21 protein-coding genes and 1 tRNA gene are annotated in these 19,083 nt (G+C 49.2%); 17 read left to right on the top strand and 5 right to left on the bottom strand.

The genetic code is table 11. The annotated features are described in order from the left end of the window. Positions 1-5 precede the first annotated feature (5 nt). From SEML1_RS02090 to SEML1_RS02065, 6 genes are all read left to right on the top strand, one after another. On the top strand, positions 6-1,649 hold the full coding sequence (locus tag SEML1_RS02090; protein ID WP_376754401.1) for a sensor histidine kinase: 1,644 nt from the start codon (positions 6-8) through the stop codon (positions 1,647-1,649). Between the two features lie 86 nt (positions 1,650-1,735). Beyond that, on the top strand, positions 1,736-2,182 hold the full coding sequence (gene secE, locus SEML1_RS02085) for a preprotein translocase subunit SecE (protein ID WP_376754400.1): 447 nt from the start codon (positions 1,736-1,738) through the stop codon (positions 2,180-2,182). A gap of 21 nt (positions 2,183-2,203) precedes the next feature. Continuing rightward, positions 2,204-2,749 carry a transcription termination/antitermination protein NusG gene (nusG, locus tag SEML1_RS02080; protein WP_146424528.1) on the top strand — a complete coding sequence of 182 codons (546 nt, stop codon included), beginning with the start codon at positions 2,204-2,206 and terminating at the stop codon, positions 2,747-2,749. Positions 2,750-2,886: 137 nt separating this feature from the next. Then, on the top strand, positions 2,887-3,312 hold the full coding sequence (gene rplK, locus SEML1_RS02075) for a 50S ribosomal protein L11 (protein WP_376754399.1): 426 nt from the start codon (positions 2,887-2,889) through the stop codon (positions 3,310-3,312). Positions 3,313-3,473: 161 nt separating this feature from the next. Then, positions 3,474-3,550 (top strand) — tRNA-Pro (locus SEML1_RS02070). 133 nt (positions 3,551-3,683) lie between these two features. Further along, a complete protein-coding gene (locus tag SEML1_RS02065) occupies positions 3,684-4,721 on the top strand; it encodes an alpha/beta fold hydrolase (RefSeq protein ID WP_376754398.1) in 1,038 nt (345 codons plus the stop codon). A 68-nt stretch (positions 4,722-4,789) separates the two neighbouring features. Here the strand turns inward: SEML1_RS02065 and SEML1_RS02060 are convergent, their stop codons facing one another. Beyond that, positions 4,790-5,545 carry a LysM peptidoglycan-binding domain-containing protein gene (locus tag SEML1_RS02060; protein WP_376754397.1) on the bottom strand — a complete coding sequence of 252 codons (756 nt, stop codon included), beginning with the start codon at positions 5,543-5,545 and terminating at the stop codon, positions 4,790-4,792. 619 nt (positions 5,546-6,164) lie between these two features. Here SEML1_RS02060 and rplA point away from each other — a divergent pair. After that, entirely contained in the window at positions 6,165-6,854 is a 690-nt protein-coding gene (gene rplA, locus SEML1_RS02055) for a 50S ribosomal protein L1 (protein ID WP_376754429.1), read from the top strand. 137 nt (positions 6,855-6,991) lie between these two features. On the opposite strand, the gene SEML1_RS02050 is transcribed toward rplA, so the two are convergent. Both SEML1_RS02050 and SEML1_RS02045 read right to left on the bottom strand, forming a co-directional pair. Continuing rightward, positions 6,992-7,399 (bottom strand): IS30 family transposase, encoded by a 408-nt coding sequence (locus SEML1_RS02050; protein WP_376754195.1) that lies wholly within the window; start codon positions 7,397-7,399, stop codon positions 6,992-6,994. A gap of 434 nt (positions 7,400-7,833) precedes the next feature. Beyond that, positions 7,834-7,929 carry a helix-turn-helix domain-containing protein gene (locus SEML1_RS02045; RefSeq protein ID WP_376754196.1) on the bottom strand — a complete coding sequence of 32 codons (96 nt, stop codon included), beginning with the start codon at positions 7,927-7,929 and terminating at the stop codon, positions 7,834-7,836. 365 nt (positions 7,930-8,294) lie between these two features. On the opposite strand from SEML1_RS02045, the gene SEML1_RS02040 reads away from it, so the two are divergent. Continuing rightward, positions 8,295-9,236 (top strand): thymidylate synthase, encoded by a 942-nt coding sequence (locus SEML1_RS02040; RefSeq protein WP_376754396.1) that lies wholly within the window; start codon positions 8,295-8,297, stop codon positions 9,234-9,236. 32 nt (positions 9,237-9,268) lie between these two features. On the opposite strand, the gene SEML1_RS02035 is transcribed toward SEML1_RS02040, so the two are convergent. Beyond that, positions 9,269-9,751, bottom strand: a complete 483-nt coding sequence (locus SEML1_RS02035; protein WP_376754395.1) for a dihydrofolate reductase — start codon at positions 9,749-9,751, stop codon at positions 9,269-9,271. Positions 9,752-9,789: 38 nt separating this feature from the next. Here SEML1_RS02035 and SEML1_RS02030 point away from each other — a divergent pair, with 38 nt between their 5' ends. Next, on the top strand, positions 9,790-10,527 hold the full coding sequence (locus SEML1_RS02030) for a dCTP deaminase (RefSeq protein WP_376754394.1): 738 nt from the start codon (positions 9,790-9,792) through the stop codon (positions 10,525-10,527). Then, entirely contained in the window at positions 10,527-11,180 is a 654-nt protein-coding gene (tmk, locus tag SEML1_RS02025) for a dTMP kinase (protein WP_376754393.1), read from the top strand. Before SEML1_RS02030 ends, tmk begins: the two co-directional genes overlap by 1 nt. 10 nt (positions 11,181-11,190) lie before the next feature. Here the strand turns inward: tmk and SEML1_RS02020 are convergent, their stop codons facing one another. Continuing rightward, on the bottom strand, positions 11,191-12,168 hold the full coding sequence (locus SEML1_RS02020; protein WP_376754392.1) for a hypothetical protein: 978 nt from the start codon (positions 12,166-12,168) through the stop codon (positions 11,191-11,193). 257 nt (positions 12,169-12,425) lie between these two features. Here SEML1_RS02020 and rplJ point away from each other — a divergent pair, with 257 nt between their 5' ends. From rplJ to dnaB, 7 genes are all read left to right on the top strand, one after another. After that, the gene (gene rplJ, locus SEML1_RS02015) at positions 12,426-12,950 is read left to right on the top strand and encodes a 50S ribosomal protein L10 (protein WP_376754391.1); all 525 of its coding nucleotides are present in this window, start codon (positions 12,426-12,428) and stop codon (positions 12,948-12,950) included. Positions 12,951-12,997: 47 nt separating this feature from the next. Continuing rightward, a complete protein-coding gene (gene rplL, locus SEML1_RS02010) occupies positions 12,998-13,375 on the top strand; it encodes a 50S ribosomal protein L7/L12 (RefSeq protein WP_376754390.1) in 378 nt (125 codons plus the stop codon). A gap of 158 nt (positions 13,376-13,533) precedes the next feature. After that, entirely contained in the window at positions 13,534-14,421 is an 888-nt protein-coding gene (locus tag SEML1_RS02005) for a hypothetical protein (protein WP_376754389.1), read from the top strand. Between the two features lie 150 nt (positions 14,422-14,571). Beyond that, on the top strand, positions 14,572-15,087 hold the full coding sequence (locus SEML1_RS02000) for a hypothetical protein (RefSeq protein WP_376754388.1): 516 nt from the start codon (positions 14,572-14,574) through the stop codon (positions 15,085-15,087). Positions 15,088-15,095: 8 nt separating this feature from the next. Beyond that, the gene (locus SEML1_RS01995; protein ID WP_376754387.1) at positions 15,096-16,001 is read left to right on the top strand and encodes a DUF2797 domain-containing protein; all 906 of its coding nucleotides are present in this window, start codon (positions 15,096-15,098) and stop codon (positions 15,999-16,001) included. A 208-nt stretch (positions 16,002-16,209) separates the two neighbouring features. Next, positions 16,210-17,736: a DNA polymerase III subunit gamma/tau gene (gene dnaX / locus SEML1_RS01990; RefSeq protein ID WP_376754386.1), complete on the top strand. Its 1,527-nt coding sequence runs from the start codon at positions 16,210-16,212 to the stop codon at positions 17,734-17,736. Next, a complete protein-coding gene (gene dnaB / locus SEML1_RS01985) occupies positions 17,736-19,082 on the top strand; it encodes a replicative DNA helicase (RefSeq protein WP_376754385.1) in 1,347 nt (448 codons plus the stop codon). The genes dnaX and dnaB overlap by 1 nt, the downstream gene beginning before the upstream one ends. The last annotated feature ends 1 nt before the right edge of the window (position 19,083 follow it).

The following is a 19,083-nucleotide window of genomic DNA, read 5'->3' as shown; positions in this document are numbered from 1 at the left end:
TAATTATGGGTGAGCCGTCTCAGAATAATGATATTCTCCTGGAAGTGAATGTACGCCGCGCTAAGATTTTGCGTTACGCCGGATTGTTTTTGCCGCTGTTATTGGTTGCATATAGCGTATACTTACAATTAGCGCCGGGTGTGCGGCATTATCCACTAACGCCGCTAATCGTTGCAATTAACGCAGCATGGGTTATTCTAGCGTTCTATCATTTCTTTGCACCAATGAAAACGCGGCACGGTGCAATTGCGCGGATTATATTATTCCATATTATCGCGTTGCTGTATATATTGTTTGTGTCGGGCTTTGACATGCCGTTTATTTACGTGTGGTCGGTGCTATTTTTGGCGAGCGCTGTGCACGCTGGCGCAGGTGGCGTGAAACTTAGTTTGGCGACGTTGTTTGTTGCGGCGAGCGCGAGCGTTATCATTTCGGCGGACAATTTGACGCGCGTGTTTCAAATTGGGCTGCACTTTGCCGGCACGCTGATAGTAGCGTGCATCATGAATGCGATTGTCACGGCGCAGGCGATTGATCAGCGCGAGTTGCTGCGTTCGCAAACCGAGGAAAAACTGCAGCGCGACCGCGTGCTGACGATTGTGAATAATTTGGCGGACGCGATTCTGAGTGTTGATAGCCGCGGTACAATTCAATTGTACAATGCAGCAGCGCTTGATTTGCTTGACACCAACTCCGAGCTGACCGGAAAGAAAATCGACACGGTGCTCACTATGAAAGATAACGAGGGCGAGACGGTTAAATTTACGCAGCTCCTGCATCGTATTCACAGCGTTCGCACGCGTGACGACCTGAGTGCTAAAATATCCGGCGAAGTCGTCCGTCTAAGCGTCGTTTACTCGCCGATTCGGAGCGCTAACAGTACGCACGCGAGCGGCAGGGATGGTTATATTATTATCCTGCGCGACATCACCAAACAAAAGTCGCTTGAAGACGAGCGCGATGAATTCATTTCGGTCGTCAGTCACGAACTGCGTACGCCGATTGCTATCGCCGAAGGCTCGCTCAGTAATGTCCAGCTCATGATGGAGCGCCCCGACATTCCGCAGGCTACATTGCACGACGGCGTCAACGCAGCGCACCAGCAAGTCGTATTTCTCGCGAAAATGGCAAATGATTTATCTACGCTGAGCCGTGCCGAGCGCGGTGTTGCCGACACGCCGGAGCTGATTGATGTTGCCGAGCTAATTAGCGAACTATACGCTGAGTACTCGCCTGAAGCTACCGAGAAATCACTCTACTTCGATCTAGATCTTGATCCGCAGCTTGGTGCCGTTAACGAGAGCCGCCTCTATTTGAAAGAATTATTGCAAAATATCGTTACGAACGCTATTAAATATACCCAAACGGGTGGTGTTACTGTGTCGGTAAAACGTTCAGCGCCGCGGTTGCTGACATTCACCGTGAAAGACACCGGTATCGGCATCAGCCGCAGCGACCAGCAGCATTTATTCCAGAAGTTCTGGCGCAGCGAGGACTATCGTACGCGCGAAACAGGCGGTACGGGGTTGGGGCTGTACGTCGCGCATAAACTTGCGAAAAAATTAAACACGACGATTGAGCTAAAAAGCCGTTTGAACCACGGTTCAACCTTTAGCTTCAGTTTGCCGTCAACGAAACGCAGGAAGTAGCGCCGCTTGCATTTTTGGCGTGTGCGGCGTACAATAAGCTTGACAGTCTGGTTCATACCAGACTTATTTAATTGGGAGAAACCATCGTGGCAGCATCAACAAAATCAACGAAAGGCAAAAAAAATAAGCCAACTGTAACGCGTATTAAGGCGAGCGACAGCAGCGCGCCGAAGCGCACAGCTGCAGTAAAAGCCAAACAGAATGCGGCAGCGGGCGTGGCAACAAAATCCACGCCAAGCGCAAAAGAAAAGTCCGTCTCTAAAGCCAAAAAACTCTTAGGCGGCACCCGAAAGTCCAAGAATGCAGCAAGCAGCAAAAAATCTACAAGTTCGCGCCGTAATCCGCTGCGCGCTGTTCGCAGCTATTTCGTTGGCGCGTGGCAAGAGCTCAAGCAAGTCCGCTGGCCTGACCGCCGCAGCACCTGGGCGATGACGGGCGCGCTTATCGCGTTTACTGTTGTGTTTGTCATCGTTATTCTATTGATCGACTACGGATTTTCGTGGCTATTCAAATTAATTATCGGCACAAAGTAGTAAAGAAAGGAATCAATTAGTATGGTAAAAAATCGTTACGACAGCGCACGGCAGTGGTACGCAATCCACACATACTCGGGTTACGAGGAGAAGGTCGCGGATAGCATCAAGCAGCGCGCACAAACCATTGACATGGCAGACAAAATCTTCGACGCGATGGTGCCGAAAGAAAAACAAATCCAAATCAAAAACGGTAAGCGAAAGATTGTTGACGCAAAGATTTTCCAGGGCTATGTGCTCGTTGAAATGAAATTGACCGACGAAACGTGGTATATTGTGCGCAATACGCCGGGCGTGACGGGATTCGTAGGCAGCGGCACGTCGCCGACGCCTGTGTCCGATGCGGAAATGAATAAAATTAAAAAGCGTATGGGCGTGGAAGATCCAAAACATCAAATTGACTTTTCGGAGGGCGAAGTTGTCAATATTATTGACGGACCATTCAAAGGTTTTGAGGGCGCGGTAAGTGAAATTGACACTGCCAAAGGCAAACTCAAGGTTATGGTTAGCATGTTCGGGCGTGATACGCCAGTAGAGCTGGATGCGCTACAAGTGAAGAAGGTATAGCGCCTCATGATACTGTATGAGCGTGCAGGTAGCGTACGCTCTGGTTGCATAATCACGCGAAATAGCGTATAATCAACCTGTTACGCACTTACATATTATTGCTTTCTGCAAATTGCACAAGAAAAGGGACTAACATCATGGCAAAACAAGTTATTGGTAATTTGAAACTCCGTATTCCAGCTGGTCGCGCGACTGCTGGCCCGCCGGTCGGCAGCACGCTCGGCCAGTGGGGTTTGAATATGATGGATTTCATCAACCCGTTTAACGAGGCAACCAAAAAGGATATGGGCAAAGACGTTATTGTGCATATCCAAGTGTACGAAGACCGTACGTTTACATGGAAATCGCTCGGGCAGCCGGTTGACGATATGATCCGCGAGAAGATTGGCATCAAAAAGGGCAGCGGTAAACCGCACGCCGAAAAAGTCGGCAAAGTTACACGCGCGCAGCTAGAAGAAATTGCCGAAATAAAGAAAGATCAGCTCAACGCGATTGATTTAGACGGTGCAGTAAAAGTTATTGCTGGTACTGCCCGCAGCATGGGCGTGGAAGTTGTCGACTAGACCTAGACGGTAATGTAAACAGTGAGAGCGCTTTGGTCTTTGGCTGGAGCGCTTTTTATTATCTGCGGGGGCACGATAAATCGCCACAAACACTTTACGGAAAGAAATATTACGTGTTTCGCGCCACGCGAAAAAACACGCAAGTGTTATAATGGAGTCATCGGGATGTAGCGCAGTTTGGTAGCGCACACGGCTGGGGGCCGTGAGGTCGCAAGTTCGAGCCTTGTCATCCCGACCAGTTTTTGGTACGGAACAATCAAGAGAGATTATTTTAAATTTTAAAGAAGATATTAAAGAATATCTTGATTTAATGATTTACGAAACTGCCATCAAATAAAACTTTTCAATATTATAATTAGGAGGAATGTTGAATGAACTATAAATATAAAAATCCATACGAGCATTTGTCTGGAAAATTAAATGATAGAAAACTGATTGCCGCTGGTTTTTCAGAGAAAACCTATGATACAGGGAATGTTAAACTAAACTTTGTTGTTGGTCCTAATAATGGACCAAGTTTATTGTTGATTCCAGCCCAAATCGGTATATGGGAAAGTTATAGGAAAGTACTCTTACCGCTATCGAAAATTTTTCACATATATGCCATAGATGTGAGAGGTCATGGAAAATCTTCTTGGACACCGGGACATTATTCATGGAAAATTATTGGTGATGACATAAAACTATTTATAGAAAATGTAATAAAACAAAAGGTAATTATTAGCGGAAATTCATCGGGTGGCATTATCGCTCTTTGGTGTGCTGCTAATATTCCCGAATATGTTTCCGGAATTGTTCTTGAGGACGCACCTATTTTTTCTACTGAGATGCCACGATTTAAAGAACGAGATAAATTTGTATATAACGGGCTAAAACACCTTGTTGATCAAATCGGAAATATACAAGATAGAGATTTGGCAAATTATTTTAAAGATATGGAAGTGCCGGCCTCTGATAAGAGAATCAAGAAAATTCCAAATTGGTTTGTCAGTTGGTTGTCGCGAAGGATAAGGAAGTTTCAAGATAAATACCCTGATAGCCCGGTTGAAATTGGATTCCCGTTTCCGGACAGCTTATGCTTGCTGATCAAATCATTATCTATGTTTGACCCAGATTTTGCCAGAGCCTTTGTAGATGGTAGATTTTATGATGGTATTGACCATGCAGAGGCTTTTGAGAAAACGAAATGCCCCATATTGCTTATTCAAGCCGATTGGAAACGATACGAAAATTACGGACTTGTAGGAGCATTTGATGATGATGACGCTCAGCATGCTATTTCTTTAGCTCCGCAAATAATATATAAAAAAGTTTCTGCTAATCATGTTATTCATGCCTTCAAGCCAAAAGAGTACATTAAGCTACTATCGGAATTTAGAGAAATAGTATCTGACAATTCTATAGTCTAATGCGCCTCACTATAAAACATACTCCTTCATGAATAAGGAGCATGTTTTGTTTTTTACATTCGCGCTGTTTAGTAAATAAACTGCCCAAACGTCCCAGGGCGCACCGTGCGTTTATTATAATTACCGGCTTTGTAGTTCCAGCCCATTTCGGACACAGTATACGAGCCGTCGGCGTTAACGCTTTCGACATAAGCGACGTGTCCATTCGTGACGGCGACCGCGCCGGCTTGCGGTGCCGTGCCGGTAGATTTGCCGGCGCGCTGTGCAGCACCGATCCAGTTATAACCAGCGTTGCCGTACACTGCAACATCAGGACGGCGGCTGTGTACGTAATCGGTGCACCACATGCCATTGCCAACGTAGTAGCTGCTTGAGCTGACCGGCTTACTCGTGTACTGGCGTGTCGTATATGTACTGCGCCGAGCGGCAGGCGCAGGCGCTGCCTGTGCGCGGGCTGTTTGCTGGGCGGCAAGCGCGGCGCTCGTGCGGTCGGCGAGCTGCTCGTCGGCAGCTGGCACGCGAATTTTGTCGCCCGGATTAATCGCGTCTGGGTTGGCGATTGATTCGTTTGCATCAAATAGACGCGTCCATGTCGTACCGTTTGCCTCGGCGATTGAACTAAGCGAGTCGCCCTCCGCCACCGTGACGATAACATCTTTTTTATCGTTTTTTGGCTCTTTGTCTTTTTTGTCAGATTCTTGTTTACTATCGGTTGACGTTTTGTCGCCCGATGTGGTTGGTGTGGATTCGGCAAACGCCGGAGCACTCCAGAGCGCTGCGGAAATGGCAACCGCCAACACCGCTAATGCTTTGTTGAAACGCATCGTTTCCTCCTTATACCCCCACGGCAAAAGGTAATAAAATTTATAAATTATCAAACCGTGGAACGCAATGCTTACGCTTATATGTCAATAGCAAAGTGCAAACATGCAAAGCCGATACTAGCACGCCAAAAATATGCTGTCAACGATTTTTTGCGTAATATGGCAAAAGAACAGATATAAAATACCTAGACTTTTGATGCACTTTTTGGTACAATCAAATGTGTAATAATTCAATAGGTTGGGAGATTAGTCAAGGAAATGGCTCATCGTTCGTACCACAGAAAGGAATCGCTAAACTATGGCAAGAAAAGCCGAATTGCTTGAGCAGGCAGCTAAACTGAAACTTGATGTTTCGGCAAAAAACACGATTGCAGAGATTGAGGCAGCGATTAATGCGGCGAACGCGCCAGTTGCTGCGAACGAGTCGACTAAAGACTCCGGCGTTGTCGCAGAGCGCGAGGCTGTCGTGGCAAAAAGCGGCAAACGCAGTGCTAAGGCGCTTGAAGAGGCTGAAGCAAAAGCAGAAAAAGAGGCTCGCAAACAAGCTGGCGACACTACGCCGCAAGGCGATGCTGACGCAGCGGTTAAAAAAGGTCCGGCGCCAAAAGTCCGTCCGTTGATTGAGCGCCGCGGTAAAGCCTATCGCAAAGCCGCCGAGAAAGTTGAGGCAGATAAGATTTACAACTTGCACGATGCGCTTATGCTTGCAGTCGAAACCAATCCAGCGAAGTTCGACGCTAGCGTTGAGGTTCACGTGCGTTTGGGTGTCGATCCGCGCCAGGCCGACCAAAATATTCGCGCTACCGTCGTATTGCCGCACGGCACGGGCAAGACCGTTCGCGTTGCTGTCTTTGCGCCAGAAGCTGACGCCGCTAAAGCAAAGGAGGCCGGCGCCGACGTTGCAGGTGAAGAAGCTATTGTGAAGCTACTTGATAAAGGCGCGCTTGACTTTGACGTACTGATCGCAACGCCCGCTTACATGCCAAAACTTGGCAAGTACGCCCGTCAGCTTGGTCCGAAAGGTTTAATGCCGAACCCAAAGAGCGGCACCGTCGCTGCTGACGTCGTTAAGGCAGTTTCCGAGGCTAAAGCCGGCAAGGTTGAATATCGTGTTGACAAACAAGCGATCATTCATCTGGGTATTGGCAAAGTTAGCTTCGGCGTCGACAAGCTTGAAGAGAATGCCAAAACGTTCTTCGCTAGTTTACAGAGCCAAAAGCCGTCTAGCCTGAAAGGCGGCTACGTTAAGTCGACCGCTATTGCCACGACGATGGGGCCGGGAATTGCGACCGAAAACCAAGTAAATTAAACATGTGGCATAAAGTTAAGCCTGTGCGCGCCGCTTACGTGTACTTACGTAAGCGGCGTTTTATGATGTAATAATGCGCACTGATTGCATTCTCTGTACAAGTAGAGCGGACATATGGCACAGCTTAACTTAACACCCTAACCACAACAATTTGCCTTAAAGACTTCAAGCGGGGTTAAGCCGCCTAGACGCTTTCTGGGCCTGTTGTTCAATAGATTTTCTAGGTCTAATATACATTGAGCCGTAAGCTTTTTGAAGTCAGTGCCTTTAGGATAAAAATCTCTAATTAGCCCATTAAAGTTTTCATTCCTGCCGCGCTGACTGGATTTATACGGGTCAGCAAAGTAAATATCTACAGCCAGTGTTTTCTCAGTGGCACGCCAGCTGCTAAACTCAGCCCCATTGTCGTAAGTAATGGTGGCAACATTACTTTTGCCAAAGACTCTTTCAATATCCACCTTGGTTTGTTTGGTAATACTGGCGGCATTGTAGCCAATAACTAAACTAATAGAGCCTAATCCGGACTTATAACGGTAGATGGCCATGTGGGATACGGGGCGAAGCCCCATATTTCCTGTCCAGCCATCGTTATCTTTAAGAGTTTGATCTGCCAGTAGGGCATCTATTCGCAGGGAGATTTGTTCCGGTGACCATCGTAACTTGAGTTTAGCCTTGATATATGCCAGTGTCCGGGCATATATTGGTTCAGTCAGTTTCTTGCTAGCCCTGCAGACGCCCGAATGGCGTTTAGTAGCATATTCTCGGGGCTAGTTTAGCACTGTAGCTATATAGCTTGCTATGTAGCCTCTGGCGCCTTTTAACACCCTCTTTAGCCTTACGAATGGTACTAACCATAACTTGGCCGCGGTACTTGCGGCTATCTAGGCTGGCAATGGCCGGTATATTAACACGCTGTCTATTCTTATCCCGTTTTCGACCCGGCAGTCTTTGTATTTGCTCCTCAATAAAGCTATTAACCTCACTGAGAGATAGTACTGGTTGAGCGTCCAAGCGACTTGGCAATGGCAGTGTATGATTCACCATTCTTTAACCTATTGACTTTCCAAAAATCCATTAAACCACGGGACTAAATTGGAAAGCAAGTCTCCTCGCAGGAGTATGTACTCGGTACATTCTCCTTTTTTTGGGAGTATTACCTTTACTCCCAGTGACGCTTTGCGCGAGCGCATCGTGCGCTCAGGGATTATCTCTGAAGAGATACACCATGCACTCGGACAACTCGGACTCGCCATTGTGCGCGAGTGCGAGCGGAGAACGGAGTCCGATACTCCCGTCATCGCCCCATGACAGTTGAGTCGCCCCAGACATAAGCTGTCTGTTCACGCTCCTGTCTGGGGCGGCTTTTCTTTTGGAATAGGATTTGCACTCGTTTTATATTCGTCGTACACTGGAATTGACGGTAATTTCATGAGGGAACGAATGAGAACGCAAGAACATGCATATCTTGATTTGCTGCGCGATGTGCGTGATAACGGCGAGAGTAAGGATGACCGCACCGGTACAGGTACGCGCAGCGTGTTTGGGCGGCAGATACGGTTCGATCTGTCGAGCGGCGAGTTTCCCGCACTCACAACGAAACGGCTCTATTTTGACACTTGCAAGCGCGAGTTGTTATGGTTTTTAAGCGGCGACCGCAATCTAGAAGCGCTCGCACGGCAGAATGTACACATTTGGGACAGCTGGCCGTACCGGCATTACGTAGAGGCGACAGAGGGGCGCCAGGTGTCTCCAGAAGAAACGTCTACACCGGAGTGGCGTAACGGTATGAAAGCGTTTGTCGGACGCATTGCGACAGACCACGCTTTTGCTGAGCAATGGGGCGATTTAGGTCCGGTTTACGGCTATCAATGGCGGCATTGGCCAGATGGAAAGGGCGGCGAAATTGACCAAATCCAGCGCGCTGTCGACACGATCAAAACGAACCCGGCTAGCCGGCGCAACATTGTGAGCGCGTGGAATGCCGCCGATATTGACGAGATGGCAGTAGCGGGGCTGCCGCCATGCCATACGATGTTCCAGTTTAACGTGCGCGGCGATCGCCTAGATTGCCAATTGTACCAGCGCAGCGCCGACATGTTTTTGGGCGTGCCGTTCAACATCGCTAGCTATGCGCTATTGCTCTGCATGATGGCGCATGTCACCGAACTCAAACCGGGCGAGTTCATCCATACATTCGGCGACGCGCATATCTATAATAATCACATTACGCAGGTTGATGAACAACTTAGCCGCGAACCGCTGCCGCTGCCGGGGCTATGGTTGAATCCAGAGGTCAATAATATCTTTGAGTTTGCGCCGGACGACATTAAGCTTGTCGACTATCAGCATTATCCGAGCATCAAAGCGCCAGTAGCAGTGTAAATCAGGCTAGACCCGCAGGACTACTGCATATACTACGCACGCTTATACGTCACGAAACTATACGCGTACCGATTCGCATCGTCTGCCGGAAACGATTGGCGTTCGTACTCATACCAGCTGTCGTCAAGCGGCGGAAAGTAACGGTCGATGCCAGTAAACGAATGATCAACTTCAGTTGCATAAATAACGTCACAGTCCGCCAGTGCTTGCTCATAGATACTCGCGCCGCCGATTACACACGGCTGATGCTGCGCGATTCTGTATGCTCGCGCTAGGCTGTCGACTGCTGTAATGCCTGCTGCGTCAAGCGTTCGGTGTGTTACTACGATATTTTCACGCTGCGGCAGCGCTTGTCCAATCGACTCAAACGTTGCGCGCCCCATGATGACTGATTTGCCTATTGTCAGTGCGCGAAAATGTTTCAAATCAGCCGGTAGTGCACGCCCCCACGGCAAATCACCGCGTGCGCCGATACCACGGTTTCTATCGTACGCCACGACAATACATTTTTCCATACGTTCATGATACAATATTGGTAACGTTAGGGGAAATTGTGCAGGAATCAACGGCTATTTATAGCGACATTGAGATAAAAAAAGCGCTTGCGAGCGGGCATATTGTGTGCGATCCGGCACCCGCGCGAATCAATGGCTCAAGTATTGACGTGACGCTTGGCTATTATTTTTACTACGCTGGCGGCGCCAAAAACGGCGATGCGCTGTTCAACCCGTTCGACCAGGCGGACGTTAAGCGGTATTTTGGCGCGTACAACATCGCGAAACCATGGCGCGACGCGCGGAAACGTTTGACGAGCTCAATTGCGAACATCGCAGAGATTACTAACATTTCCGCCAACCACCCCGTTATCGTTTTGCGGCCGAATGAACGGATTCTCGCGCATACGCATGAATTTATCGGTATTTTGCCGCCTGGCACAACCAGTATGCAGGCGCGCAGCACTACAGGGCGCATTGGCATATCGGCGTGCTATTGCGCAGGGTGGGGCGATCCAGGCTATATCAACCGTTGGACGATGGAAATCCACAATTTGAATGAGCGCGAGCATATTGTATTGCCCGTTGGCTATCGTATTGCGCAAATTGTCTTCAGCGCTACTGGTCCGGTTGAGACAGAATATTCGCGCGCTTCGGGCAACTATCAATCTGCGCCAAGCGCCGACCTTGCTGTCATCAAAGCTGCTTGGCGCCCTGATATGTTGCTGCCGCGCGCTTACGCATCGCCCGTTAAGTTGCCGCGGGTAGTTGAGGGGCTCGCTGAAGGATTACTATAATGATCACGCGCGGGCGCTATATCGTCATTGAGGGGAATGATGGCACGGGAAAATCAACGCAAGTCCGCCTTTTGCAAACATATTTTCATAAGCAGGGGTATAGCGTGGTAACTATTGAGGAGCCAGGCGGCGGCTCAGCGCCTACGACGCCTGCCGCTCGTTATCTGCGCACGATTATCAAGAATGGACAGTTGCAGCGCGATCCAGAAATTAATCTGGCATTGTTCAGCGCGGCGCGGCGGGAACTATGGCAGCACAGCATTGCGCCGGCGCTTGAGCGGGGCGCGGTCGTACTGGCGGCGCGCAATTATCTTTCAACGCTTGCATACCAAGGTTACGGTGAAGGGCTTGACCTTGACCATATTCGCAAAACGACCGCGCTTTTCACTGATGCGCGTTATATGGCGCCGGACCATGTAGTTATTCTGGCTATGAACGACGACGCCGAGCGCAAACGCCGCCTCGCCAAACGTAGCAGCTCAGTGCGTCTTGACGCGTTTGAATCGCGCGCTGATGATTTTCAACATAGAGTAAATAACGGTTACGCTGCGCTCGCCCGTGATATGGCGCTGCCTGTCGTTGAGTGTGTCGCGCCGGATCACCGCAAGACGCCAGCAGAGATTCAGGCGGAGATTTTACGGATTATTTCATAGTAAGGTTTAATTAGTCGGCGCTGCTTGCACTGCTGCCAGACGCGATCCTGCGTGCTTCTACAATTTCTGGGTATTTTTGACAAAACTCTTCATTATACGCCGCCCGCTCCGCTTCATGCCGGCGCTGCTGCTCTTGTCGAACGGTTTGGCTCACTGCGTAGAATGTCGTTGAAATTGGAATTGCTGCGTCGCTATCAATTGCTGCCGATATACGCGTATCTAAATCATCAACGTTTGCGAGCATCTCAGCCCACGCCTCAGTGCCGTGCGACCTGTCCGCCGATAAAATCTCCGCTCGAACATCTTTTGATAAATTCGCAAGCGGCAATACATACGATTCGCGCAGCATAATTCGCGTATCAACCTCGCACGTCGCTGCGTTCGTGCGGCGCGTCACCAAAACTGCTTCCGGCGCCTTTTTCGCGTCTGTTATATCTACATTGAATGCCCGGAATTTAATGCGTTCGCTTCGCTCGCACTGTTCATCCGCGCCAACCTCAGCAAAGGTTTCAGCTATCGCCGCGTGCATGCGTTCAAGCAAATGCTCGTCGTTTCCTGTTACGCGCGCTAGCTCCACCGATCCCATGCCGATTGACCGCCGCAAGCGTAACAGTTCAGCTGGTGTCGCTAAACCATCAAGCGCTTTAGCTTCGACCTGTTCAAGCTCTATGCCGGCAAGCGGCACTTCGCCCTCAATACATTCGTTCAAGCGGCTCTCGTAATTCTGCTGATTCTTCGTCGTATGCCGAGCGCCGCGCGACAGCAGGTGCAGCTGCACGAAATCGCGGACGGCTGGCGATGTATCGGGGTCCAAACAAGCAAGTACGCGCTCTGCCAGCGTATTTTGAACATCGCGCCATAAATCGCAGTTCTCTGATTTAATACGTAGCGGCGTCGCACTGTAATCCAGCCAGTGCGCTAGCAATATATCGCGCGGCGGCGGCTGACGCTCCTCACGCGGCGGCGCTAAACAACGAGATTTTATCATACCAAATGTGTATTTTACTAGAAAAATTACTATCTGTCAATACTATTCTTGTAATCTTGGCGTGTTTCTGCTACAATGCTAGCTAAGACATTGCCAAAGACCGTAGCGGGCGAGTCGCAAAAAGCGAAGCGCCGATAAGAATGCTACCGAGGGAATTACTCCGCTTTTCGTCTTTGCGCATGCAGGGGCGTTTTTTGTCAGTGTCGCACCTTAACAATGCGGTCTCATTTATCAAAGCAAACGAAAGGATTTTGTCTATGGCGATTAGCAAAGACAAGAAACAAGCTTTGGTCGCAGAAATGAGCGAGCTGTTCGCGAACGCAAAAAGCACGGCTGTCGCAAAATACCAGGGGATCAGCGTGGCTGAATTGCAGGAATTGCGTAAAAACGCACGCGAGGCTGGCGTTGTCATCAAAGTGGTGAAGAACCGCCTGGTGCGCGTTGCGATGAGTAAAAGTGGCACCTATGAAAGCACCGATACAACGGCGCTCACAGGACAGTTGCTTTATGCTGTATCGCAGGACGATGAAGTTATGCCTGCTAAGGTGCTGAATGATTTTGCCAAAACTCATCCAGCACTTGAGCTCGTCGCTGGCTTCAGTGGCGAAGGAGTAGCGCAAAGTACTGCGGAAGTAACGGCGCTTGCTGGCTTGCCAAGCAAGAACCAGCTTATTGCTGAAACGGTGGCGCAATTGCTCTCGCCGGTTCACGATGTTACGAATGCGCTTTCTGGCAATATTCATGCGCTGCTTGACGGTGTCGCCGATAAGGCTGTTGCGTAAGAACCAAAGTTTAGTATTAATGTTGAAAATACCAAAGGAGAAATTCTATGGCAGATGTAAAGAAACTTGCCGAAGAACTGACTAAATTGACAGTTCTAGAGGTGAATGAATTAAAAACCATTTTGAAAGAAGAATACGGCATTGAGCCGGCTGCTGCTGCGGTTGCAGTCGCTGGTCCAGCCGCTGACGCAGGAGCTGCTGCTGCCGACGAAAAAACCGAATTTACCGTCACGCTAAAAGACGCTGGTTCGCAAAAAGTTGCCGTTATCAAAGCGGTGAAGGAGCTGACTGGACTGGGTCTCGGCGAAGCTAAGGCGCTTGTCGACAATGCACCAAGCCCGATCAAAGAGAAAGTCTCAAAAGACGAAGCCGAGGCTGCTAAAAAAGCTCTGGAAGACGCTGGCGCGGCCGTCGAACTGGCGTAAGCTTACTTCTACATATCTACGGAGATCGCATTGTTATTACTAAATTACTCCGCTCTAAAATAGGGCGGGGTAATTTTAGTGATGATGCTCTCTCGCGGAATCTTTCTTGTTGCCGATAAATAATATGTGCTCCAGGTAAATTTTGTTATACTGGCCGTATGATTGCTGCTAAACTTTACACGTTCTACGATTTACCGTTTTCGCACGACGTGTGCCACTTATTTGAGCATATCGTCATTCGCCGGTTTTTGCTATCGTTGAGAGCAGCTGGCCGGTCGCGTGCGTTTATCGGCAACGTTGATGGCAATACGGTTGAATCAACAATATTCTTTCACGCTGAATTATACTCGGCTGAAGATATCGCACTTTTTGAGCAGTCGCTTTACGCGGAACAATCCAGCATTAACCAGCGCATTGTTGCAGAATCGCTCGCGCACATTGAAGCTGAATTGATGACTGTCGTCAATGTCCAGAGCGATGCTTTATTGATGAGCCAGCTCGCAGCATGTCAGCGCATTGTCGGTGGTGCAACCGGCGCACACGTCTCCGCTGACGACCCGCTTATTATCGCCGAGAGTCCTAAACTTTTTGATACCGCCGTACTCGCGATAGAGACAAGCGATGCAAGCGACGAGGCAACGAGATCATTTTTCTGTTTTTATCCGGCGCTACTAGATATTGCGCGCGATAGTGCGTTTGACGCGACCGCTGCATATCCGCAGCAGAACGGCGTTTTCACTGCATATCAGGATGGCAATGTAGTGCTGCAGCGATTTACGGTCAAAAAACCGTTTGACTGCCGCGCGGCGGAAAAACGAATCGCGCACCATTTTCACGAAGCGCGCGTCACTAATGAAATGCTTGAGCTGCTCGTTCGTGTATTCAAAACGCATCCAGCCTACACTGCTGTCCCAATGTATTTTTATGAAAAGACCCTCACGCGGACGACTCGCGATGAACTCGCGCAATCGATAACGCCGCAGGCTTTTCATGACATCGCAAAATCTGCCCGTATCTCTATACAGCCATTACCGCCTACAAAATAGCAGCCACGATGCTGCACAAAAAATACAACGACTTTTCAGAAACTACTGTTATTCGTGTGGATAAATGATGCAATCCTTGACAGCAAACGATGAAAGCGTATAATGAAATTGATATCATCAAGAAACATACAAAGGAATGCGAGAACCAGTATGTCAGAATTACCAGAAAAACAAGTCAAACGGCTTAAGTCGCTGATTCAAGAAGCGGAAACAAATTTAGCCGCCGCTAAGGAATTGCTCATGAGTATCTTGGGCGATGACGGGCAAATTGTGACGCCGGTTAACAGCCGCGACGACGTTACCGGCAAAATTATTGAGGGCGTGTTTGACGGACAAACCATGGTCGGTCCGGACGGCAAGAATTATCCAGTGCCAGCTAACTATGCTAGCAAATCGAAACTGGTTGAAGGCGACATTCTCAAGCTAACCATTGCGAGCGACGGCGGCTTCATCTACAAACAAATCGGACCGGTTTCGCGCAAGCAAATCATTGGTACGCTTGTTCAGCATGACGGCGCATATTACGTTGAAGCGCAGGGTAAAGAGTATCGTATCTTGCTCGCGAGCGTCACTTACTTCCGTATCAATGTTGGCGACCAGGTTACTATCATCGTGCCGGAAGATAATCCGGACGCCAGTTGGGCGGCGGTAGAAGCTGCGTTGTAGCCGATAAAATGGCTCGTGAATTAGTTGATTTGCCGTTTGGAAAGTTTCTATTCACGAGAGTTAGCTTTGATAGTAAACGCAACGTTCCATATTTTCGGCTAATGGACGCCGGCGGTGTTTTTGTGTATGCTCGTCCCGCTGGCGACTTTACGCTGACATTTGATTTAAGCTACAAACGCTGTACTGGTTGGTATGATATACGAACTGGCGAGTGCTATGAGTGTCCAGGTAAGCGCTCTGTCTCTGAAAAATATGAACAGTGTCCTGAATGCCAACGGAAGACCGGCTTTAATCCAGCGTTCTACAACACGACAGAATTGAGCGTGCAACAAGCCGAGCTCAACAAAAAACCGCATTTGTTGTATCTTGCGTATTTTTCATCAGAGACTGTTAAAGTTGGTATCTCAAACGCCGAGCGCGGGTTGGCGCGGCTGCTCGAGCAAGGCGCGCGAAGTGCTGTAATCCTCGAAACATTCCCGAGTGCCAACGTTGCGCGGCAGTATGAAGCGCAGATTGCTTGGCTGCCTGGATTGTGTGAAAGTGTCCAGTTACGCAAAAAAGCGCAAATTTTAGTCGAAAACTCGTACGACGAGGTAGTGGCGCGGCAAAAATTAGAGCAGGTGATTGCGGTAATCCAGCGTGCACTAAATATACAATTTTCCAACCCGCAATTTGCCGAATTATCAAGCATAATGATCAACGGCGCGGCACTTTCGTCGTGCGCCGCTATAGAACTATGGAATCAGCCGCACCTTTCTGGCACGTTCGTAGGACTACTTGGACAGTTGCTTATTATGGAACAGCAAAGCCGGCTACTTGTAACGCCGATGAAACAGTATCTTGGTAATTATGTCACGATTACAGGCGATGTTGCGCCGCTTGATCTCACGCCGGTACAGGCGAGTTTATTTTAGTACTAGTTCAGAATACTTACATAGTTCAGCGGCGTACTGTTTCGACGACACTTAGTATCTTGCCTCGATTTACATAACAGTCTGTAAATAGGACCTTAAATTCTTCATCCAATACGAACAGCCACACCAAACAAATTATTACGCTCATCATATATCTTCACAAATCAACGCTCGTGCAAACGTTATCCATAGCGTATAATAGAGCTATATGAGCCAGGCATTATACCGGAAATACCGCTCGAAAAAATTGAGCGAGATTGTTGGGCAGGCGCACATTACGCGGCTGTTGGAGCGCGCGCTAAAGCGCGGCGCAGTAGCACATGCGTATCTGCTGACTGGACCGCGCGGTGTCGGTAAGACGTCGATTGCGCGTATCTTGGCGCACGAAATTAACAATTTACCGTATACCGACGAATCGACGCACCTGGATATTATCGAAATTGATGCAGCAAGCAACAACTCCGTTGAGGATATTCGCGATTTACGCGATAAAGTACAGATCGCGCCAGTTAGCGCCCCGAAAAAAGTGTACATCATTGATGAGGTGCATATGCTCAGCAAGTCGGCGTTCAACGCGCTTCTCAAAACGCTTGAAGAGCCGCCGGAACATGTTGTTTTTATTCTCGCAACCACCGATGCCGATAAGCTGCCGGCAACGATTTTGAGCCGCGTACAGCGATTTAACTTTCGACTAATCGGCGAAGCGGATGTAGTAGCGCACTTGCGCGCAATTGCCGAAGCTGAACATATTGCGATTGACGATGATGCTTTGCGGCTTATTGCCGAGCAGGGGCAGGGGAGTTTTCGCGATAGCATCAGCCTCCTTGACCAATTGCAGCATGTCGCAGATGGCGCAATTACCGCGCAGCTAATAGAAGAATCGCTCGGACTCGCAAGCGCGCAGGACGTTGATGCGTTACTCGCAGCGGCGGCAGCAGGCGATATAGCTGCAATCGTACAACAGCTTGGCGCAATGGAACACAATGGCGTGCCGGCGCCAATCGCCGCCGAGCAAATCGCGCGGAATATTCAACGCAGTGCAATTTCGCACCCAGAGCGCTTAGCGTTGCTTGGTCCGCTCGCGAAAGTAACACGCAGCCCGTGGCCGTATACATCGTTATTGGTTGCGCTAACATCGCAGGCGAATATAGCAGCGCAGCCAGTTGCTACGGCTGCTGCACTTAGTGGAAATAGCGCGGTAAAGCCAGCCAATTCTCCGGCGCAGGCAAAAGAGCCTGCGTTACACGAAACACCGCAGGTATCCAAAAAATCGCCAGAAACACCTGCCGCGTCTCCGCGGGCACATACGAGTGCGGCAGCAAACTCAGGTGTAACCTCTACACAAAAGCCTTCAGTATCAATAAAAGACGACAAGAGCAATGCTGCATCGTCCGCATCAACCGCAGCGCCGGCGCACAATAAGAAAAATAAGGAAGAAAAATCCTTTGCTTGGGATGATTTTCTCGCGCCGCTTAAAGAATCTGCTGCAGGCGCGCACAGTATTCTTGCTAAATGCAAATATCACTATGACGGCGCGGCGCTTACTATCTACGCTGGTAAAAAATTCGCCAAAAACCAAATCGATAAAGCGTTACCGGCACTCGCCGAATCGTTGCAAACGATCGGTTTGCCCGACATCGAAATCACCGTACTTGCTACGCCGAAACCGCCAGAAGATAGTCAAACTGCTGCGATTATTGCTATGATGGGCGGTGGAGAGGAAGTGAGTTTATAATGCCCGCGAAACAAGTTGACGCTAAGATTCCGCCGCAAAATATTGATGCCGAGATGAGCTTGCTCGGTGCGATTCTCATTGACGACGACGTACTCGCTGACGCGTCGGAAATTGTCAAACCGGCGGATTTTTACGATCAGCGCCATCAAACTGTTTTTGCTGCCATGATGCGTTTGTACGAACGCCACAAGCCGGTGGATTTGCTAACGTTAACTGATGAACTAAAAAAGAAAGATAAACTGGAGCTTGTTGGCGGCAGCAGCTACCTCACTGAGCTGACAAATTACGTACCAACCGCCGCGCATGCTAGTAGCTATGCCGACATTGTTGCACAAAAAGCTGTTCGCCGCCGTCTCATTAAAGCAAGTGCTGATATTGGCGAAATGGGATTTAACGAGGAAACATCTACTGCCGAGCTGCTCGAAAAAGCCGAAGCGGAATTATTTAATGTGTCTGATCAGTCGCTTAAACAGGACTTGGTGAGTATTGAAAATATTCTCGACGAAAGTTTCAGCCGTATTGAAGAATTGCACCGCAACAAAGGACAATTGCGCGGCATTCGTACTGGCTATCAAGACCTTGATAATATGACAGCTGGATTACAGCGCAGCGACTTAATCATTCTCGCAGCACGTCCAGCGATGGGTAAAACGACGCTCGTGACAAACCTCGCCTATAATATTGCGACAATCGCGAAATTGCCCGTTCTATTTTTCAGTCTAGAGATGAGTAAAGAGCAACTGATCGACCGCATGCTTGCTGATGCCTCTGGTGTTGACAGCTGGAATATCCGCACCGGTAATTTGAGCGACGACGATTTCAGTAAAATCAGTGAAGCGATGGGGGAAATGGCAGAAGCGCCAATCTTCATTGATGATACGCCAGGACTCAGTGTGTTGGAGATGCGCACCAAAGCTCGCCGCGCTATGCATGACCAGCCACTCGGACTAATTGTTGTGGACTACCTCCAGCTCATGCAAGCAGCAAACAATCACAATGGCAATCGCGTTCAGGAGGTGAGCGAAATTTCGCGGGGGCTTAAACTTATAGCGCGCGAGCTCAACGTGCCGCTTATCGCGCTCAGCCAGCTGAGCCGCTCGGTCGAAAGCCGCACGCCGCCGATTCCGCAGCTCGCCGATTTACGCGAGTCGGGAAGCATTGAGCAGGACGCCGATCTTGTATCATTTATTTACCGCCCTGGCTACTACGAGCCGGATAATCCCGAAGTGCAAAATATCACTGATTTGATTATTGCCAAGCACCGCAATGGCCCGACGGGCAAAGTGCAATTATACTTCCACCCGGAACGCTTGCGTTTCATGTCGCTTGACCGCCGCCATGAGTAAA

The sequence above is a fragment of the Candidatus Saccharimonadaceae bacterium ML1 genome (assembly GCA_030253535.1).
In the GTDB taxonomy this organism is placed as follows: domain Bacteria; phylum Patescibacteriota; class Saccharimonadia; order Saccharimonadales; family Saccharimonadaceae; genus Saccharimonas; species Saccharimonas epibionticum.
Note: the sequence above shows the minus strand (reverse complement) of the source record. Positions and strands in the feature narration are given on the sequence as shown.